Genomic DNA, 17,849 nt, shown 5'->3' on the forward strand with positions numbered 1-17,849 from the left:
CGGTGCGGGAGACGGGTGCGGGAGACGGGCGGGAGCCGGAGCTTGTAAGGCGTGAACGCTCTTACGTATCCCAGTAGTTGAGCGGCGCCGAGCCCACGCTGTGTCCTCTGCGGTCCAGGATCCGCCCCACGTGTTTGACCGTGCGCAGCACCACGGCACGCTCGGTGATCCGTAGGTCCAGGTGGGCGAGACGGCTGTTGAGCAGCGCCTCGGTGGTGTGGACCTCGGACAGGGCCGGGAGCCAGATGTCGAGCATCAGATTGTGCGCGCCCGCCGTGATGCTGCACATGCGCAGGCCCGGCAGGGTACGCAGGGCGCTCACGGTCTCGTCCAGATGCTGGGCGGGCACCGAGCCGAAGTACACGACCGAGACCGGGAATCCGGTCAGCGGCCGGGCCAGCGCGCAGCGCAGCGAGAGCCGTCCGGTGCCGGTCAGTACCCGCAGCCGGCGCCGGACGGTCGCGGCGGAGGCGCCGACGGTGTCGGCCAGCTCCGTCAGGGGCATCCGTCCGTCGGTGCCCAGCGCGAGCGCGATCCGGCGGTCCAGGGGCCGCAGCGGCTCGGCGGGCAGCGCGGGTCGCTCCACGGCGAGTGCGCCGCGCTGTTGCCGGGTCAGGCTGCGCAGCCGCCACGACGCGCCCTCGAAGGGTGCAGCGGTGATGACATGGCTGCGTACGGCCCGCACGCCCGGCAGCTGCGAGACCCGGTCGCCGGAGAGCCGGGCCAACCCGTCGAGGTCGGCGGCGGCGACGATCGCCAGCATGTCGCGCCCGCCCGAGGTCTGCTTGAGGCTCAGCACATGCGGGTCGCGGGCGAGTTGGTCGATCGTGTCCTCGCTCGGCCGCCCGTCCATGTCGATCTCGAGCTGCGCGTAGACGCCCTCGTCGTGACCGGGCGACAGATAGCCGTCCACCCAGGCCACGCCCGCGTGCACCAGGCGCTCCCAGCGCCGGGCCACCGTCACCGCGTCCACCTCCAGGACCTCGCCGATGCGCACCCAGGGCATCCGGGGCTGGATCTGGAGGGCGTGCACGATCGCCAGATCCAGCTCGTCCAGGGTGTGCGTCCGCTGCGTTTCCATGAGAGGTACCGAATCCTGCGTCGAAGGCCGGTGCGGTGAAGGATTCCGGCGATTTTACACAGTCGTGATCCCTGATACCGAGGATCGTCGGCCATGAGCCACGCACCGTTCTCCTCCCTGCGCATCATCCGGGCCCGTCTGCTCGACGGCACCGGAGCGGCCCCCGTCACCGACGCCGTCATCGACATCGGCGAGGACGGCACGATCGTCCACGCCGGACCGGCCGCCACGGCACCACAAGCACCCGCCCGGGCCCGGACCGTGGACGCGGCCGGCCGCACGCACGGTCCTGCCGGGCTTCATCGACACCCATGTCCACCTCGCCATCGAATCGCCCCGGCAGATGGTCCGCCGCCACGAGAGCGACCCGACCCTGGAGACGTTCCGCACCGCCGAGCGGCTGCGCATCACCCTGGAAGCGGGCATCACCACCGCCCGCGACCTGGGCGGCCTGCCGGCCGGCTACCGGGACGCGGTCGCCGCGGGCCTCACCGTCGGCCCTCGCCTGCACACGGCCGTGCGCATCCTCAGCCACACCGGCGGCCACGCGGACTTCCGCTCGGAGTGCGGCTTCGACCCCAGCTCCGGGGTGGGCGAGATCGCCGACACCCCGGACGAGGTACGCGTCGCGGTGCGCCGGCTGCTGCGCTCCGGCGCCGACGTGATCAAGGTGTGTGCGACCGGCGGGATGAGCAGTCCCTACGACCAGCCCGACGACGAGGGCCTGACCGTCGAGGAGATCCGCACGGTCGTCGACGAGGTGGCCCGGCACGGCGGCCGCCCCGTGGCGGCCCACGCCCAGGGCACCGCGGGCATCGTCAACGCGATCCGCGGCGGGGTGAGCAGCGTCGAGCACGGCTATGGCCTGACCGCGCAGGCCCGTGAACTGGCAGGCGAACACGGCACGTTCGTGGTGCCGACCCTGTCGACGGTCTTCGACGGCATCGACCGCGCGACCATGCAGCCCTTCCACTACGAGAAGAAGGTCCGCTGGTCCGGCATCACCCGGGAGAACATCGCCGCGGCCATCGCCGACGGCGTACGCATCGCCATGGGCACCGACGCGGCGATGGTGCCCCATGGCCGCAATCTGCGCGAGCTCGCCCACCTCGTGTCCCTCGGTATGACCCCGGAGCGGGCCATCGAGGCGGGCACCCGCAGCGCCGCCGAACTCCTGGGCCTCTCCGCGGAGATCGGCACCCTCGAGGCGGGCAAACACGGCGACCTGGTGATGTGCGACGGCGATCCGCTCGCGGACATCGCGGTCCTGTCCGACCCGGAGCGCATCGTGCTCGTCGCCCAGCGCGGCGCCGTGCGCAAGGACACGCTCGGCCTGGCCCAGAGCGCCCCCGCAGGCGGCGGCGCGCCATCGGAAGGAGCCACCGGATGAGCACCTCGGTCACCCCGACGACGACGCCGACGGGCGGACCGCCCCAGCGGTCCCTGCTCGACAAGGTCCTGAACGGCATCGAGCGCGCGGGCAACAGACTGCCGCACCCGGTGCTGCTCTTCCTCGGCCTCTTCCTGATCATCGGCACCGTCTCGACGGCGCTCTCCGTCGCCGGAACCACCGTCACGGTGCCCGGCGAGGACGAAACCCTCGCGGTCAAGGGCCTGTTCACCGGCGAGGGCGTGCGCTGGCTGCTCGAGAACTTCATCCCGAACTTCACCGGATTCCCCTCGCTGGGCACCGTCCTGCTGATGATGGCCGCGGTCGGCGTGGCCGAGAAGACGGGCCTGCTGGAGACGGCCGTACGCGCCTCCATCGCACGGGCACCCCGGCGGCTGCTGCCCTACCTGGTCGCCTTCGTGTCCTGCCAGGCGCACCTGATGAGCGACGTGGCGATCCTGGTGATCCCGCCGCTGGCCGCACTCGCCTTCAAGAACGCGGGCCGCAACCCGATCGCGGGCCTCATCGGCGGCTTCGCCTGCGTCTGCGCCGGCTACGCGGCCGGCTTCTCCATCGGCGCGCTCGACGCGCTCTACACCGGCATCACGCAACAGGCCGCCGCGGTCGTGCCCGGCGGCGAGAGCGCCCCCACGCACATCCTCATCAACTACTTCTTCACCGCTGCCGCCAGCTGCATCCTCGCCCTCATCGGCGGCTTCCTGATCTCCCGCGTCCTCGAACCCCGGCTGCCCCAGCCGGACCCGGGGGCCGGGACCGAGACCGAGCCCGCGATCGAGTCCGAGGCGACGTCGGACGCGGCCGCCGCGCCCTCCGCCGTCACGGTCACCGTCACCGCCCGGCAGCGCACGGGCCTGCTGCGCTCGGGCCTGGCCGTCCTGCTCTACGCGTCGTGGTCACCTGCTGGCTGCTGCCGGGCTCCCCATTGCGCGGCGAGGGTGGCGCCCTTGTCCCCTCGCCGGTCCTCGACGGCATCGTGCCCCTGCTGTTCGTCGCGTTCGTCCTGGCCGGGGTCGTCTACGGCCGTACCGTCGGCACGCTCAAGCGCGCCGAGGACGCGCCGCGCATGATGGCCGAATCGATCACCGGCATGTCCGGCTACATCGTGCTGATCCTGGTGATCTCACAGGTCATCGGCGTCTTCGACTGGTCCAACGTCGGCACCCTGCTCGCGGTCAACGGCGCGAACCTCCTGGAGTCCGCAGGCCTGACCGGCTTCACCGGCCTGGTCCTGTTCGTCCTGCTGGTCTGCGTCCTGAACCTGTTCGTGACCTCCGGCTCGGCCCTCTGGTCCCTGGTCGCGCCGGTCTTCGTCCCGGCGTTCATGCTCCTCGGCATGGAACCGGCCGTCACCCAGGCGGCGTTCCGGATCGGCGACTCCGCCACCCAGATGATCACGCCGCTCAATCCGTACGTCTTCCTGATGCTGACGATCCTGCGCCGCTACGAACCCGGGGCGCAGCTGGGCACGGTCCTGTCCCGGCTCTCGGTGTTCGTGGTCCCGTTCCTGATCGCCTGGCTCGCGGTCCTCGGCCTCTTCTACGGGCTGGGCCTGCCTCTTGGCCCCGGCGCGGACATCCACCGCTGACCCGATCGTGCGGGACCGCGTCGGTCACACGATCAGGCGACCGCGGTGGGAGAGGCGGCGGGCCGCGGCCAACAGGCCGCGGATCTGCGGCCCCGCCTGGTCGATGTGGCTGACGGGAGTGGCGAACGGCAGCCGGACGTCGACATGCGTGGTGGGGTACTCCAGGCGCAACGTCACTCCGTAGCGGTCCATGGCCAGCGGGAGCGCGCGCAACATGCCCTTCGCGGGCTGCGGTTGCACCAGACGCACCATGAGGGGGACGAGCTCCTGGTGGCTGTCCACGAGGTGGGTCAGCATGTCCGCCTCGTTGCCCGTGATCGGATCCGGGGTGGCCGAGCAGAGCTGGTCCAGGGAGACGAAGTGGCGGCCCTGGGCGTCCTTGAGGAGCGCCTGGCCGAACTCCATGCAGGTGCTCCGGGACGACTCGTCGCTGTACGGGGCCGTCAGCAGCCCGGTGACGGTGACGCGGGCGCGCAGACGGTCGCGTACGGCGGTGGGTGCGATGTCGGTGAACTCCAGGCGCACCGGGCGGCGTTCCCGCGGGACTGCCGGGGTGTCCTGGTCGGGGGCGTGCAGGTGGATGTGCCCCGCGCCGGTGCCGTCGAGCCGGTGGACCTCGGTGTGACACCCGTCGCTGATCACAGTCATCGACTGTGCGGCGTGCAGGATCGCGTGCACGCGTTCGGCGGGGGTCGGCCGCGTGATGCGGGTGCTGTGTGGGCGCATCCCAATGCTCCATGCCGTTGAAGAGTCCCAAGCCTCAAACTTAGGTATGCCTAACCTAACCCATAGCGGGGGTGTGGGAACAGTCGGTGAGGCCGCCGTGTCGGCGCGCTGGCCGGTGGGGAGAATTTTGCGTGCTCTGCATCTTTGCGTACTCTGCAAGATGTGACGAGCAAAGACCCCGCGCCCGGACTCCGTGAGCGCAAAAAGCGGGCCACGCGGGCGGCGTTGGCCGATGCGGCGGTGCGGCTGGCCGCCGAACACGGGGCGGAGAACGTCACCGTCGAGGCGATCAGCAGCGCGGCGGGAGTCTCACCGCGCACCTTCTTCAACTACTTCGACAGCCACGACGATGCCTTCCTCATGCTCGACGAGGAGGTCGGCGAGCGCCTTCGGCGCACCGTGCGCCAAGCGCCCGCCGCGCTGCCCGTCCTCGACGTGCTGCGCGAGGCCTTCGCCGCGGAACTGGTGGACATCGAGGAGCGCCACGAGATCTGGAGCCTGCGGGCCAAGGTCTTCCAGCGCTCCCCGCACCTCCTCGTCCGCGGCCTGGGTGCCCACATGGCCGAGGAGTTGGAGCTGGCCCAGGCGATCGCCGAGCGGCTGGGGGGAGCGCCGGGCGAGGCGGTCGGGCTCTACCCCCGACTGGTCGCCGCCGTCTCCACCACCGCCATCCGGGTCGCCATCGAGGACTGGTGCGGGCGGACGACGGACATCGCCTTCGTCGACGTCTTCCGCCTCACCTTCGAGCACCTGGCCGCAGGCCTTGCCGCCCCCGCAGCGGACTCCTGAGCCCGCGTCACTCCCGACTTCCGTTCCTGCCCGATCCACGGATCGACTTCCGAGAAGGACACCTTGAGCACAACAGAGGCGCCCGCTCAGGCGCCCACATCCATGAGCAACAAGCAGATACTCCAGGCCATGTCCGGGCTGATGGCCGGCATGTTCGTCGCCATCCTGGCCGGCACGGTCGTGGCCAACGCCCTGCCGCGCATCATCGCCGACCTCGGTGCCAGCCAGTCGTCCTACACCTGGGTCGTCACCTCCGAACTGCTCGCCATGACGGCGACCGTCCCCCTGTGGGGCAAGCTCTCGGACCTCTACAACAAGAAGCTGCTCCTGCAGCTGTCCCTGGCCATGTTCATCGTCGGCTCCCTGCTCGCCGGGTTCTCCCAGGGCGTGGGGCTGCTCATCTTCAGCCGCGTCGTACAGGGCATCGGCGCCGGTGGCCTCACCGCCCTCGCGCAGGTCGTCATGGCGGCCGTCATCCCGCCCCGCAGGCTCGGCAAGTACGCGGGCATCTTCGGTGCCGTGTTCGCCGTGGGCACGGTGGCGGGACCGCTGGTCGGAGGCGTCCTGGTGGACACCTCCTGGCTGGGCTGGCGCTGGTGCTTCTTCATCGGCGTGCCGTTCGCGCTGCTGGCCATCCTGATCCTGCAGCGCACGCTGCGACTGCCGACCGTGCGCCGCGACGTGAAGATCGACTTCCTGGGTGCCTTCCTGATCGTGGCCGGCGTCTGCGCGCTGCTGATCTGGACCTCGCTGGCGGGCCAGCAGTTCGACTGGGCGTCCTGGCAGACCGCGGCGCTCACCTCGACGGGGCTGGTTCTGCTGGTGGCGGCGGTGTTCGTGGAGTCACGCGTGCCGGAGCCGATCATTCCGCTCGCCATCTTCCGCAACCGGACCGTCACGCTGACCACCGTCGCGAGCCTGCTGGTCGGTGTGGCCATGTTCGGCGGCACCGTGTTCCTCTCGCAGTACTTCCAGATCGCGCTGGGCAAGTCGCCCACGGTGGCAGGCCTGATGAGCCTGCCGATGATCCTGGGCCTGCTGGTCTCCTCCACCGTCGCGGGCCAGCTCATCAGCAGGACCGGCAAGTGGAAGGCCTACCTGGTCTCCGGCGCCGTCATCATGACCGCAGGACTCGGCCTGCTGTCCACCATCGACGCGGACACCGGCTTCGGACTGCTCAGCCTCTACATGGCCGTGCTCGGCATCGGCGTCGGCATGCTGATGCAGAACCTGGTCCTTGCTGCGCAGAACGACGTACCGGCCGCCGAGCTGGGCGCGGCGACCTCCGTCCTGTCGTTCTTCCGCAGCATGGGCGGCACCATCGGCACCAGTGTCCTCGGCGCCGTCCTGGCCAACCGCGTGGCCTCGGAGATCTCCAAGAGCGTGGGCGCGGCAGGAGGTTCGGCCGCCGGCGACTCCGGTGGCGGCGAGGGCGCCGTACCCGACATGACGCAACTGCCCGCTCCGATGCGGGAGATCGTGGAGAACGCCTACGGTCTGGCCACCGCCGACCTCTTCCTCCTGGCAGCTCCGTTCGCGGCCCTCGCGCTGGTCGCGGTGATCTTCATCAAGGAGAAGCCGCTGCAGACGACGAGCGGCATGGAACGGCTCGCCCAGGAGAGCGAGGAGAGCAAGGAGAGCGACGAGAGCGGTGCGCGGCCCGACGGCGCCGGCAAGAACACCGCGCCGACGCCGGTCGCCTGAGCCGGTCGCCAGATCCACTCGCCCTCAAAAAGCGGCTCCGGTCACCCTCGCAAGGGCCGACCGGAGCCGCTCCTCGCCGTTCGGCCAGCCCGCGCGGCGCCTCCCCGGACGCCGCCTGGCCCAGTCACGCCGAGGGCAGGTTGCGCCGGTACCGGCCAGGGGTCTGGCCGACCAGGGCGGTGAAGCTGCTGATGAACGTGCTGGGGTTGGACCAGCCGCACGCGTGTGCGGTCTCCAGCACCCCCGCGCCCTCAGTGAGCATCACCAGCGCCCGGTGGACCCGCAGCTGAGTCCGCCAGCGAGTGAATCCGGTGCTCATCTCCTCGCGGAACAGCCGGCTGAGGGTCCGCTCGCCGACTCCGATGGCCCGCCCCAGATCGGCGAGTGTGGCCGTGCTCGCCGGATCCTTCTCCATGATCCGGGCCAGCTCGAGCAGCCGCGGGTCCTGCGGCTCGGGCAGGTGCAGCGGTTCCTCGGGGGCCGGCCCCAGTTCGTCCACGACGACGTGCCGCAGCCGGTCCCTGGCCTCGCGCGAACGTGCGACGGGGTGCGGGCAGGTGAGCGACAGCAGCGCCTCGCGGGCCAGCGGCGTGGTCGACAGAACGGCTGGGCGGTCCGGGAGTTGGACCGCGAGCGACGCGGTGACGAACACGATCCGCATGTCGGTGCGGCCGTGCGCACGGTGGTAGTGGTCGAAGTGCGCCGGGATCCAGGCGGTGCGGTTCGCCGGGATGATCCAGGTCTGCCCGGACGCGGATGCGGACAGCACCCCGCGCGCCGGATAGATCAGATGGCCCTGGCTGTGGCGGTGGACCGGGGTGCGCTCACGGTGTTCCAGGTCGTGGGTCTGCTCACCGGCCGCGTGGCGGAAGATCGGCATAATTGAGCAGAATAACGGTCGACCGCTGGTGCTGGTCGCCGCTGAACTGGCCCTATGCACGAACAGTCCGCGAATCCCGAACCCGAAACCGCGCCCGGCACCCTCACCCGGCCCGCCACCACCACCGCCGCCCCGCCCCCGCCACCACGGACCGTCTCCTTCGCACCGGACGCCGCACCGAATGCCGCCCCGCGCCACCGCTCCCCCCCGAGCCGTCGCGGCGGTCCGATCCTCCTGGCGGCGGGCCTGCTGCTGGCCGCGCTCAACCTGCGCATCGCCATCGCGAGCGTCGGCCCGGTCCTGGACGACATCGAGCACGGCCAGCCGCTGTCCTCCACGGCAGCCGGAGTGTTCACCACCATCCCGGTCCTGTGCTTCGGCGGCTTCGCCTTCGTCACCCCCGCACTGGTCCGCCGGTGGGGCATGCACCGGCTGCTGGGCGTGACGATGCTGCTGCTCGCGGCCGGCGTGCTGGTCCGCCTGCAGCCGTCCACCGCCGCACTGTTCTCCGGGACCGTGGTCGCGGGCGCCTCGATCGCCGTCGCCAACGTGCTGATGCCCGGGCTGATCAAGCACGACTTCGCCCACCGTTCGGGCCTGATGATGGGCCTGTACACGACCTTCCTGTTCATCGGCGCGGCGGCGGCCTCCGGACTGACCGTCCCGCTGGAGAACGCCCTGGGCACCGGCTGGCGGCACACCCTCGCGCTGTGGGCGCTGCCGGCTATCGCCGCGTTCCTGCTCTGGCTGCCGCAGACGGGCAGCCGCCGGGCCGCCCAAGCAGCCGACCACCAGCTCGCCCCCGACGGTTCCGCGCCCGAGGGTCCCGCAGCGCCCGGCGCCCGTGCGGCGGGACGCGGGCCCGGCCTGCGAGCGCTGGCCCACGACCGGACCGCCTGGGCCGTGACCGTCTTCATGGGCACCCAGAGCCTTGGCTACTACGCCCTGCTGTCCTGGATCCCCTCACTGCTCCAGGACTCGGGCATGTCCGCCGGCCAGGCCGGCTGGATGCTGTCCTTCTCCACCTTTCCCGGTGTCGTCGCCTCCCTGCTCACGCCCGCGCTCGCGCGGCGCCCGGCCGGCCGCTTCCCGGCCGTGATCGCCACGGTCGTGCTGTGCGGGGCGGCCTACGTGGGACTGGCCACCACCCCGGTCTCCCTCGCCTACCTGTGGATGGTGCTGCTGGGCCTGGGGCAGGGGGCCGCGATCAGCCTGGCGCTGAGCCTCATCGTCTGGTGCGCACCGGATGCCGCGCATGCCTCGGCGCTGTCCACGCTGGCGCAGGGCACCGGCTATCTGGTCGCCGCGCTGGGCCCGTTCGGCCTCGGCGCGATCCACAGCCTCACCGGCGGCTGGACGGCGCCCATGGTCGTCCTGGGAGCCGTGCTGGCGGTCCAGCTCGTCGCCGGCCTGCTGGCCTCCCGCGAGCACACGGTGCTCGCCGCCTGATGCGACACCGCACGCTTCACCCGGCGGTCCGGGAAGTCACCGCGCTTCCCGGACCGCCACGGCGCGTGCGGGACCCGGCAGCCGGTCAGGAGGTGGGGGGCACCTGCAGCGCGAGGGTGAGGCCCCTCTCGGCGTCGTCGTTCAACGCGTCGCGGAAGGCCCTGTCGTAGGCGTTGGCCCCGGCCGCTTCACGGGCCTGTTGCTCCCATTGCTCGCGGATCTCGGAGAGTTCGGGCGTGCCGTGATTGGGGTGGCCGAGCATGCGCCAGTAGGTGTGCCCGGTGCCGGAGGTGCGTGCCGCCCGGATTCCGTTGCCCTGCGCCGCGTTCGCGCCGGTGAGGAGATCGAGCGCCAGGGCGATGCCCAGGTTGTCGTTGAGGTTGTGCTTGCTGGTGAGCATGGCCCGGGCGTGGTTCTCGGCAGCCTGCGGGCGGCCCCGGTGCAGGTCGATGAAGGCGAGTTGGTGAAAGGCGTACGACCGGGCCCAGTGCTCGCCGTACTGACGGCTGAGCCGCAGCAGGGCGGCGGCCCCTTCGTAGGCCTCGTCCAGCCGGCCCAGCGCGGAGTGGGCGAAGATCCTGATCACCATGCAGCACAGCTGCGGCGCGCCCGCCGGGGGCGAACTGCCGTGGGTGATCAGGGCGTGGTCGCTCACGTCGTACGCCGCCTGGGGGCGGCCGGCCATGAGATGGGTGAGGCCAAGGGTATGAGCGGCGAAGAGCGCGGATTCGGGGGTGTGGTCCTTCTCCGCGGCCAGGGCGCACTCCTCCCCGATGCGCAGGGCGCTCTGGTGGTCGCCCTGCAGGGTGAGCGTGATGCCCAGGGCCCACAGCGCGCGGGTGCGCGAAGGCCCCTCGGGGGTGTCGAGAGCGAGCGCGCGTTCGAGGTAGTCGCGGGACTCGTGGAGGTGCCCGCAGCAGGGCCAGAACAGGCCCGTTCGTCCGGCCATCTCCAGGGCGGCGTACGGGTCTTCGGCGATGAGGTGATCGAGTGCGGCGCGTACGTCGGCGTGGCTGACGGAGACGCGGGCGTACCAGGCGACCTGCCGGTCACTGAGCCAGCCCGCCTCGGCCTGCGCGATCACGGTGGCGAAGTGCACGGCGTGCATCTGGGTGAGGATGCGTTTCTCACCGAGCTCTTCGAGCCACATCGCTCCGTACTCGCGCAGGGTGTCGAGCATCCGGTAGCGGGTGCCGTCCCGTTGGAGGACGGACTGCTCGGCGAGCCGGTCCAGGATCAACGGGACGTCGTCGGCGCTCAGGGGCCCGCCCGCGCACACGGACTGGGCGTCCGCCTCCTCCACGGGGCCGTGGAAGACGGAGAGCCTGGCCCACGCCAGGCGTTCGAGCGGGGCGCACAGTTCGTGGCTCCAGCCGATCGCGGTGCGAAGGGCTCGGTGGCGCGTGGGCCACACCGTCTCGTCGACCAGGGTGTCGAGCCGCGAACTCAGCCGCTCGGCGATCTCCACGAGGCTGTTCTCGTTCAGACGTGCGCAGGCGAGCTCGACGGCAAGGGGGATTCCCTCCAGGCGGCGACAGATACCGGAGACGACCTCTGAGGCGCCGGGGGCGTCGAGCGACACCGTGGGGGCGGCCGTGGCGCATCGCTCACGAAAGAGGCGCACCGCTTCCCCGTCGTCGTCCGTGGACAGCGGCGCGACCTCGATGCAGTGTTCGCCGCGAGTGGCGAGAGGCTGCCTGCTGGTGGCCAGGACGGTCAACTGCGGAGCGGAGGCCAGGAGTTCGCCCACCAGGTGCAGACAGGGCACCAGGACCCGCTCGCAGCAGTCGAGAACAAGCAGGACCTCCCGGCCGGTCAGCCACTCGCACAACCCCTCGATGGGCGCACGCGGGTTGTGGTCCAGGAGGCCGACGGCATCGCAGACCGTGGCGGTGAGCAACCGGTCGTCGTACAGGGTGGACAGATCCGCCCACCACACCCCGTCGGCGTACGCGTTCCGTGATCGCTCGGCGACGCGCAGCGCCAGACGGCTCTTGCCGACACCGCCGCCACCCGTGAGGGTGACCAAGCGGTGTTCGGTCAACGCCGTTGAGATGACGTCCAGTTCATTGTCGCGGCCGACGAAGGTGGTCGTCATTGCGGGAAGGTTGCCTACCACAGACCCCATCTTGCAGTGCTTCGGCGCGCGACTACCTCTCCTTGCGAGAAACAGTCACAAAGGATGGCGTTTTCGCTTGACCCGGTGACCCGGCCGAGAAGTGTTGTCACGTTGACGGAGGCGCGTCAGTGGTAGTCGCCGTGCCGGCCCAGCGTCTTCACGGGAGTCGCGCCGGGGCGGGTCCACTGCGGCACGGGGCGGCTGGTCGGGCCCCAGGTGGCGACGCCGTCGGCGTCCGAGCGCCAGTACCAGCAGGCCTGGCCGCCCTCGGACGGGTCCCCGGCGCGGACGTCGCCGATCACCGGCCAGCCCTTGGGGTTGTCCTCCCACGCCTCGCCGCGACCGTAGGGCGTCATGTCCAGCAGGCGCATGGACCCGTTGACCGGCTCGGTCCCGCGGCCCGTCGTGGAGTAGGTGAGGAACACGCGGTCGCCGTCGCGCAGGAAGCAGGTGAGGTACCCCATGCTGCCGCCGACCGGCTCGTCCACGTCGCGCACCGAGTACCAGGGCTGGGTGTAGCCCATGAACTCGACGAAGGAGGCCACCTCGTCCCACGGGCCCGTGGTCACGACGGCGAACGAGACGCCGCGGGCGTTGAGGTAGAGGGCGTCCTTCAGGTGCCAGACCGTGGTGGTGCAGCCCTCGCACTGCCCCTGGTGCGGCGCGCCGTCGTACCACATGTGCTTGTAGATCACGAGCTCGTCGCGGCCCTGGAACAGGTCAAGGAATGGGACCGGGCCGTCGGGGCCGACGATTTCGACCGTCCCGTCGAACTCCACCATCGGCAGTCGGCGGCGAGCCGCTGCGATCGCGTCGCCCTCACGGGTGTGGGCCTTCTCGCGGACCAGGAGCTCGTCACGGGCGGCCTGCCAGGTGGCCAGATCGACGACGGGCGGGCGGCCGGGGTGCGTGCTGGTCGGGTCACTGGGCGTGGTCGTCACGGCGTCCTCCAAGGTGTCGCGTGCCGGGCAGTGTCGTACGCAGTTTCCGGGCGGTCACCAGAACAGACTCGTGACGGGGCCGGAACTCATCGCGGCAGAGTGAAGTCGCTGGGCTGTCCTGCGGCTCGGATGATCAATCGTGCGGAGGGTGAGCAGTGGAGAACGGGCTTCGATGGATAGCAAGCGCGTACGAATTGGGCTACACGTTCACGCTGTGCCAGGGCATCACGCCGCTGGAACTCCTGGTGAGGATCGGTGCGCAGCCGCAGCGGATCCACGAGCTGACCGATCTGGCGGTCTCGGAGCTGCTGATGTGGCCGGAGGACGGCCATCTGAGCGATCTGGAATTCCTCGACTGGGAGGACGAGGCTCTGGTGGCGCGGCTGACGGAGGCCGGATTCCTGTCGCAGCCGGACGCCATCGTCCGCGCCGGGGCCATCCCGGGCTGGACCTACGCCATCGAGAGCTTCTCGTCCCGCACGAGATACCACCTGGAAGCACTGTCGCGCGGTACGCGCGTGTACACGGTCTTCTGCAGCGGCGCGGGCATGCAGCGGGTGGGCTACGCCCGCGACGGCCGGGAGGTGGCCGACTACGAACCGTCGGGGCCGGGCCCGGGAGACGCCGCGCAGGACGAGCAGGTGCCCGGCTTCACCTACAACGGTGAGGAGATGCCCGACGTGGCTTTCCTCGGATTCCTCGAGCGTGAGCTGGGGGCGTCCATCGCCTGGGAGGACACCCAGGCGCCACTGCCCACCGCCGCCTTCGCCTGACCCTTGCGTTCACGGCCGGTTGAGGCGGGGGAGGTGGGGGAGGCGATCGGTGGGTGGTTGCCGGTCCCGGTGCCGTGCAGCAGGATGCGGGGATGCGCTTCTCGGTCAACATCCCGAACTTCGGTGACTTCGCCGATCCCAGGACCGTGGCGAAGGTGGCCGCGGCGGCGGAAGAGGCAGGGTGGGACGGGCTGTTCGTCTGGGATCACGTCCTGCACCGCCGGCATCAGGGCAGGCCCTTCGGCGATCCCTGGATGCTGTTGACGGCCGCCGCGCTGGCCACCTCCCGGATCAGGCTGGGCACGCTGGTCACCCCGGTCGCCCGGCGCCGCCCCCAACAGCTCGCCCGCCAGGTGGCGACGCTGGACGTCCTCAGCGGCGGCCGGGTCACCTTCGGCACGGGGCTGGGCGGTCCCGTCGAGGACGAGTACGCGAGTTTCGGTGACACCACGGACCCGAAGGTGCTGGCCGAGCGGCTTGACGAGGGCCTGGAGCTGCTGGAGCGCTACTGGTCGGGCCAACCGGTCAGCCACGACGGACGGCACTACCAGGCACGGGACGTGACGCTGCTGCCGGCCACGGAGCAACGTCCTCGGCCACCGGTTTGGGTCGCCGGCTTCTGGCCGAACCGCCCACCGATGCGCCGGGCCGCCCGCTGGGACGGCGCGGTCCCGCTGTTCACCGACGCCAAACACGGCCACGTGCCGCCCATCGACCAGGTCCGCGACCTGGTGACCTACGTACGCAAGCAGCGCGAGGACCGCTCCGACACGCCCTTCGACATCGTCCTCGGCGGTGCCACGCCGGGCGACGACGCAGCCAAGACCCGTGACCTGATCGGCCCGTTGGCCGAGGCGGGGGCCACCTGGTGGGACGAGCGACAGATCCAGACGAACGAAGGACTTGACCGACTCCCCCCGGTACTGCGCCGCATCGAGCAGGGTCCGCCGGAAGGCCCTTAGCAACGGATTAGCCGTGCGACGTGCTCATAGCGGGGAATCTCGGCGGCAGCGGCAGCGGCAGCGGCAGCGGCAGCGGCATTGGCGGAGAAGCCCTCGTCCGGCAGGGCGCGGACACGTTCGCTGGTGGTGACGAGACGGAAGATGACGGCGCGGGCGACGTACTGGACGAAGTCGGGGCCGTTCGCGGAAGCGGCCTCGTGGAGCAGTTCGGGGCCGGCCCCGTGCCAGATCAGGGCGTCGCCCACGACGACTGCCTCGCCGAAGGCCGGCGGGCGCCAGTAGGGGGAGAAGTCGATGACGGCCGGCGCCAGCCCCGGGGCGAACAAGACGTTGCCCGTCAGGTCGCCGTGGATGAGCTGGGGTTGGTCCTGCGGCTCCGGGCCGAGCAAGGCGGTCAACTCGGCGTAGGGCCCGCGCAAAGCGGGGAGCAGGGTGACCTCCTTCTCCTGCCAGGCGACCTGGTCGCCGGTCGCCCACCAGTCGCAGCGCCGGTCGAGGAAGCCGGGGCGGGGCACGGCGGCCAGTGCGCGGTGAAAGGCGCGCCCTGCTGCGACGATCTCCCACCAGCGGGGTGCGGCAGCGTGCTCGGGTTCGGTGCCGGGGACGAATCGGGAGGCGGTCCAGCCGTCGTGGCTCCAGGTGCCATGGAGGGCCCGTAGGGGGCGAGCGACGCGGAAACCGTCTTCCGCAACGGAGTCCATGATGTCGGCCAGCCACTCGGTGAACTCCAGGTCGGGGCCGCTCGGCTTGAGTACGACGTCTCCCACGCGGACGCTGCGGCCTTCGCCGCCCGGCAGACGCAGGGGGCTGCCGGAGAGTTGGAAGGCGTCGAGTACGTCTGCTCCGGGGACGGTCATGACCGCTCTTTGCTGTCGGGGCTCAGGCCTGCGTCACGGTAGCGACCCCGATGTCCGGGCGGCCAACGATTTGCGTGGGGCCTGCCTGCCCGGAGCCTGACGCCTGCCTGCCCAGAGGCAGTCGCTGCCTTCCGCAAGAGCGTCGGGGCCCCTCGACCGGCAGGCCGTCAGGCGGCTGCTCTCAGCGTGGCGACTCCCGGCCCGTCGAGCTCGTCCAGCACTTCCCGTCGCCCGGAGATGGCCAGCAGCAGCGAAAGGGCGGTGCCGCGCACCTGTGGGCCGTCTCCGATCGACAGGTCGGCGTCCCCCGGGGCCAGTTGGACCCCGGCCACCCGCTCCTTGGCTCCGCCGAACGACGCCGACGTACGCACCTGCAGGCGCAGCGACCTGATGACCGCTTCGGGCGAGTAGGAGTGGGGGAGCCCCAAGGGCCGACGGATGTCCTCGCCGTGTACGACCTCCTCGACGAGCCGGGTGTCGAGGGGTGCCGGAGGGCCCGTCCTGCGCCCGGCCACCTGGCGCAGCCGCTCCAGCGTCTCCTGCGGTGAGGCACCGCGCCGGCGCTCCACGCCGCGCGCGTTCTGCCGGTCGAAGTCGAAACGCGCCCGGACCATGCCACTCACGAAGCCGAGACGCGTCGTGCGAGCGGTGTCGACCAGATGGGCGACCACGTCGTGCACGGTCCATCCGTCACACAGCGACGGCTGCTCCCACTGCTTGTCATCGAGGTGGGTGAGGTCCTCGACCAGCGCCGCACGCTCGGCGTGCACCAGCGACCAGACATCATCGTTCACGGCTGTTCCTTTGCTCGACGCCAGTACCTGTCAGGGGAGACTCGCGGCAGGGCGGGAACTCATCGCACTCCTGCCCCAGCGACACGTTCAGGTGCTGCGGGCCGGGTGCAGGAGGTGGTCGATGAGGGGCGCGATGCCCTCGGCGGGGCGTACGAAATCGACCTTGCCCGTCTCGATCGCGGACTTCGGCATCCCGCGGAACGCAGCCGTCGCGGGGTCCTCCACGATGACGACGCCCCCGCGCGACTTGACCGCTTCCACGCCCCGGGCGCCGTCGCCGTCGGCCCCCGTGAGCACGCAAGCGATGACCAGTGGCCCGTAGGCCTTCGAGGCCGATTCGAAAAGCGGGTCGGCGGCCGGGCGCGCGTAGTTGACCGGGTCCTCCTGGGACAGGGCCAGCCTGCCGTCCGTCTCCACGCACAGATGGTGGTCGGGCGGTGCGATGTGGACGCTGCCCGCTCTCGGGTACTCCCCGCCCTCGGCCAGGCTGACGCGCAAGCCGGTGGCGCGAGACAGGATCGCGACGATATGCGTCGAGCGTGAGCGGCGCAGGTGCTGGGCCACCAGCACGGACGCCGGGAGCCCCGCGTCCAGGCCGCCCAACAGCGTTTGCAGGCCCTGGACACCCCCGGCGGAAGCGGCCACCATCACGATCGCGCAGCGGTCGGGGGACTCGTGTGGGTGCCTGCTGTTCACGTGTGGACCCTAGCCCGGCCGTCGCCCCTTCGTGGGCCATCGGGATCGAGGAGGCCCTGGGTGTCGGCGCGGCCGCTGTCGAACACGGCCCGCAGGGCTGAGTGGGCCTGGGCGCGCAGCCAGGCGTGGGCGCGATCGTTGTCGTGGCGCTGGTGCCAGACCAGGTGCAAGGGGATCGGCGGCAACGGGAAGGGCAGGGGCAGTGTCCGCAGGCCGATGCCGCGCAGGGCGGAGTCGGTGACCGCTCGGGGGACGGTGACGATCAGGTCGGTGTCGAGGACGAGGGGCAGGGCTGTCGCCGCGCTCGGGGCGGCGGCGACGACCTGGCGTTCGAGTCCGAGGGCGGCGAGGGCGTCGTCGACGGGGTCGCGCAGGCGTCCGCGCCGGGAGACGGTGACGTGTCCGGCCGCGGCGTAGCGCTCGGGGGTGAGGGGCCCGTCGGTCAGGGGATGCCCGGGACGGACCGCCGCGACCAGGCGGTCCTCGCCGATGAGTTGGTGGCGGACGTCGGGCGCCGAGGGCTCGGCGGTACTTGATTCGAGGTCGACCTCGCCGCGCCGCAGTTCCGGGCCGTCGGAGTTCGATTCGGCCACCAGGCGCAGCCGTACGCCGGGCGCCTGACGGTGGACCGCGGCGAGCAGTGCGGGGCCGCACGCGGCGACAAGCGCGTCGTGCCAGCGGATGGTGAAGGTCCGGCTCAGGGTGGCCAGGTCCAGTTCCCGCTCCCGGCTGAGGAGTTGGTGGGCCTGGTGGACGAGGTCGTGGACCTGCGCGCGCAGCTCCAGGGCGTGCGGGGTGGGAACCATCGTGCGGCCGGTGCGGACCAGGATCTCGTCGCCGGTCGCCTGGCGGATCCGGCCCAGGGTCCGGCTCATCGCCGGGGACGTGACGTGCAGACGGGCGGCGGCGCCGGCCACGCTGCCCTCTTCCAGGAGCGCGTCCAGCGCGGTGAGCAGATTCAAATCCAGTTGCATGAGGGTAATGCTAGGGGTTACAAGCATGCACTTGCTGTTAATCCGCGGGGTGCCTACCGTCGAGACACGAACGGCGACGCGCATCACGCCGCCCCTTCAGAACGGAGG

At 71.2% G+C, this 17,849-nt stretch carries 15 protein-coding genes and 2 pseudogenes; 8 read left to right on the forward strand and 9 right to left on the reverse strand.

All coding sequences use genetic code 11. The features are described 5' to 3' along the window. Positions 1–61: 61 nt before the first annotated feature. The gene (locus ACZ6ZP_RS17035; protein ID WP_361468829.1) at positions 62–1,081 is read right to left on the reverse strand and encodes an Lrp/AsnC family transcriptional regulator; all 1,020 of its coding nucleotides are present in this window, start codon (positions 1,079–1,081) and stop codon (positions 62–64) included. 93 nt (positions 1,082–1,174) lie between these two features. Here ACZ6ZP_RS17035 and ACZ6ZP_RS17040 point away from each other — a divergent pair. The 3 genes and pseudogenes from ACZ6ZP_RS17040 (at position 1,175) to ACZ6ZP_RS17050 (ending at position 4,077) form a co-directional block, all read left to right on the forward strand. Then, a pseudogene (locus ACZ6ZP_RS17040) lies at positions 1,175–2,471 on the forward strand (metal-dependent hydrolase family protein). Next, positions 2,468–3,226: pseudogene (locus ACZ6ZP_RS17045) on the forward strand (AbgT family transporter); the annotation flags it as partial. The pseudogenes ACZ6ZP_RS17040 and ACZ6ZP_RS17045, both read left to right, overlap by 4 nt. Before the next feature lie 155 nt (positions 3,227–3,381). Next, positions 3,382–4,077: an AbgT family transporter gene (locus ACZ6ZP_RS17050; protein WP_469407342.1), complete on the forward strand. Its 696-nt coding sequence runs from the start codon at positions 3,382–3,384 to the stop codon at positions 4,075–4,077. Positions 4,078–4,101: 24 nt separating this feature from the next. Here the strand turns inward: ACZ6ZP_RS17050 and ACZ6ZP_RS17055 are convergent, their stop codons facing one another. Further along, complete coding sequence (locus ACZ6ZP_RS17055) at positions 4,102–4,803, reverse strand: DUF2470 domain-containing protein (RefSeq protein ID WP_469407343.1); 702 nt, start codon at positions 4,801–4,803, stop codon at positions 4,102–4,104. A 153-nt stretch (positions 4,804–4,956) separates the two neighbouring features. On the opposite strand from ACZ6ZP_RS17055, the gene ACZ6ZP_RS17060 reads away from it, so the two are divergent. Both ACZ6ZP_RS17060 and ACZ6ZP_RS17065 read left to right on the forward strand, forming a co-directional pair. Beyond that, positions 4,957–5,592, forward strand: coding sequence for a TetR/AcrR family transcriptional regulator (locus ACZ6ZP_RS17060; protein WP_361468928.1), 636 nt, complete (start codon positions 4,957–4,959; stop codon positions 5,590–5,592). A gap of 102 nt (positions 5,593–5,694) precedes the next feature. Next, a complete protein-coding gene (locus ACZ6ZP_RS17065; protein WP_383824743.1) occupies positions 5,695–7,296 on the forward strand; it encodes an MDR family MFS transporter in 1,602 nt (533 codons plus the stop codon). 124 nt (positions 7,297–7,420) lie between these two features. On the opposite strand, the gene ACZ6ZP_RS17070 is transcribed toward ACZ6ZP_RS17065, so the two are convergent. Further along, the gene (locus ACZ6ZP_RS17070) at positions 7,421–8,176 is read right to left on the reverse strand and encodes an AraC family transcriptional regulator (RefSeq protein ID WP_351166448.1); all 756 of its coding nucleotides are present in this window, start codon (positions 8,174–8,176) and stop codon (positions 7,421–7,423) included. Positions 8,177–8,230: 54 nt separating this feature from the next. Here ACZ6ZP_RS17070 and ACZ6ZP_RS17075 point away from each other — a divergent pair, with 54 nt between their 5' ends. Continuing rightward, positions 8,231–9,625 (forward strand): CynX/NimT family MFS transporter, encoded by a 1,395-nt coding sequence (locus ACZ6ZP_RS17075; protein WP_469407344.1) that lies wholly within the window; start codon positions 8,231–8,233, stop codon positions 9,623–9,625. An 85-nt stretch (positions 9,626–9,710) separates the two neighbouring features. Here ACZ6ZP_RS17075 and ACZ6ZP_RS17080 read toward each other — a convergent pair whose 3' ends face one another. Together ACZ6ZP_RS17080 and ACZ6ZP_RS17085 are read right to left on the reverse strand one after the other, a co-directional pair. Further along, positions 9,711–11,723, reverse strand: coding sequence for an ATP-binding protein (locus ACZ6ZP_RS17080; RefSeq protein ID WP_351166452.1), 2,013 nt, complete (start codon positions 11,721–11,723; stop codon positions 9,711–9,713). Between the two features lie 146 nt (positions 11,724–11,869). After that, positions 11,870–12,685: a DUF899 domain-containing protein gene (locus ACZ6ZP_RS17085; protein WP_351166454.1), complete on the reverse strand. Its 816-nt coding sequence runs from the start codon at positions 12,683–12,685 to the stop codon at positions 11,870–11,872. A gap of 155 nt (positions 12,686–12,840) precedes the next feature. On the opposite strand from ACZ6ZP_RS17085, the gene ACZ6ZP_RS17090 reads away from it, so the two are divergent. Then, positions 12,841–13,458: a DUF6461 domain-containing protein gene (locus ACZ6ZP_RS17090; protein WP_366465048.1), complete on the forward strand. Its 618-nt coding sequence runs from the start codon at positions 12,841–12,843 to the stop codon at positions 13,456–13,458. A gap of 92 nt (positions 13,459–13,550) precedes the next feature. After that, a complete protein-coding gene (locus ACZ6ZP_RS17095; protein WP_366465047.1) occupies positions 13,551–14,420 on the forward strand; it encodes an LLM class flavin-dependent oxidoreductase in 870 nt (289 codons plus the stop codon). Here ACZ6ZP_RS17095 and ACZ6ZP_RS17100 read toward each other — a convergent pair. From ACZ6ZP_RS17100 to ACZ6ZP_RS17115, 4 genes are all read right to left on the reverse strand, one after another. Beyond that, on the reverse strand, positions 14,417–15,277 hold the full coding sequence (locus ACZ6ZP_RS17100; RefSeq protein ID WP_399976115.1) for an aminoglycoside phosphotransferase: 861 nt from the start codon (positions 15,275–15,277) through the stop codon (positions 14,417–14,419). The genes ACZ6ZP_RS17095 and ACZ6ZP_RS17100 overlap by 4 nt on opposite strands. Positions 15,278–15,444: 167 nt before the next feature. Then, a complete protein-coding gene (locus tag ACZ6ZP_RS17105) occupies positions 15,445–16,071 on the reverse strand; it encodes a maleylpyruvate isomerase family mycothiol-dependent enzyme (RefSeq protein WP_399976118.1) in 627 nt (208 codons plus the stop codon). Positions 16,072–16,158: 87 nt separating this feature from the next. Next, entirely contained in the window at positions 16,159–16,767 is a 609-nt protein-coding gene (locus ACZ6ZP_RS17110) for a chemotaxis protein CheB (RefSeq protein WP_351166464.1), read from the reverse strand. After that, a complete protein-coding gene (locus ACZ6ZP_RS17115) occupies positions 16,764–17,741 on the reverse strand; it encodes a LysR family transcriptional regulator (protein WP_399976124.1) in 978 nt (325 codons plus the stop codon). The genes ACZ6ZP_RS17110 and ACZ6ZP_RS17115 overlap by 4 nt, the downstream gene beginning before the upstream one ends. Positions 17,742–17,849 lie beyond the last annotated feature (108 nt).

The sequence above is a fragment of the Streptomyces sp. NPDC054047 genome, from assembly GCF_055585065.1.

What these genes read in the sequence shown, in the direction of transcription:
- ACZ6ZP_RS17035 (WP_361468829.1), bottom strand. Translation starts at nt 1,081, where the DNA reads ATGGAAACGCAGCGGACGCACACCCTGGACGAGCTGGATCTGGCGATC.
- ACZ6ZP_RS17095 (WP_366465047.1), top strand. Translation starts at nt 13,551, where the DNA reads ATGCGCTTCTCGGTCAACATCCCGAACTTCGGTGACTTCGCCGATCCC.
- ACZ6ZP_RS17080 (WP_351166452.1), bottom strand. Translation starts at nt 11,723, where the DNA reads ATGACGACCACCTTCGTCGGCCGCGACAATGAACTGGACGTCATCTCA.
- ACZ6ZP_RS17115 (WP_399976124.1), bottom strand. Translation starts at nt 17,741, where the DNA reads ATGCAACTGGATTTGAATCTGCTCACCGCGCTGGACGCGCTCCTGGAA.
- ACZ6ZP_RS17055 (WP_469407343.1), bottom strand. Translation starts at nt 4,803, where the DNA reads ATGCGCCCACACAGCACCCGCATCACGCGGCCGACCCCCGCCGAACGC.
- ACZ6ZP_RS17070 (WP_351166448.1), bottom strand. Translation starts at nt 8,176, where the DNA reads ATGCCGATCTTCCGCCACGCGGCCGGTGAGCAGACCCACGACCTGGAA.
- ACZ6ZP_RS17075 (WP_469407344.1), top strand. Translation starts at nt 8,231, where the DNA reads ATGCACGAACAGTCCGCGAATCCCGAACCCGAAACCGCGCCCGGCACC.
- ACZ6ZP_RS17100 (WP_399976115.1), bottom strand. Translation starts at nt 15,277, where the DNA reads ATGACCGTCCCCGGAGCAGACGTACTCGACGCCTTCCAACTCTCCGGC.
- ACZ6ZP_RS17065 (WP_383824743.1), top strand. Translation starts at nt 5,695, where the DNA reads ATGAGCAACAAGCAGATACTCCAGGCCATGTCCGGGCTGATGGCCGGC.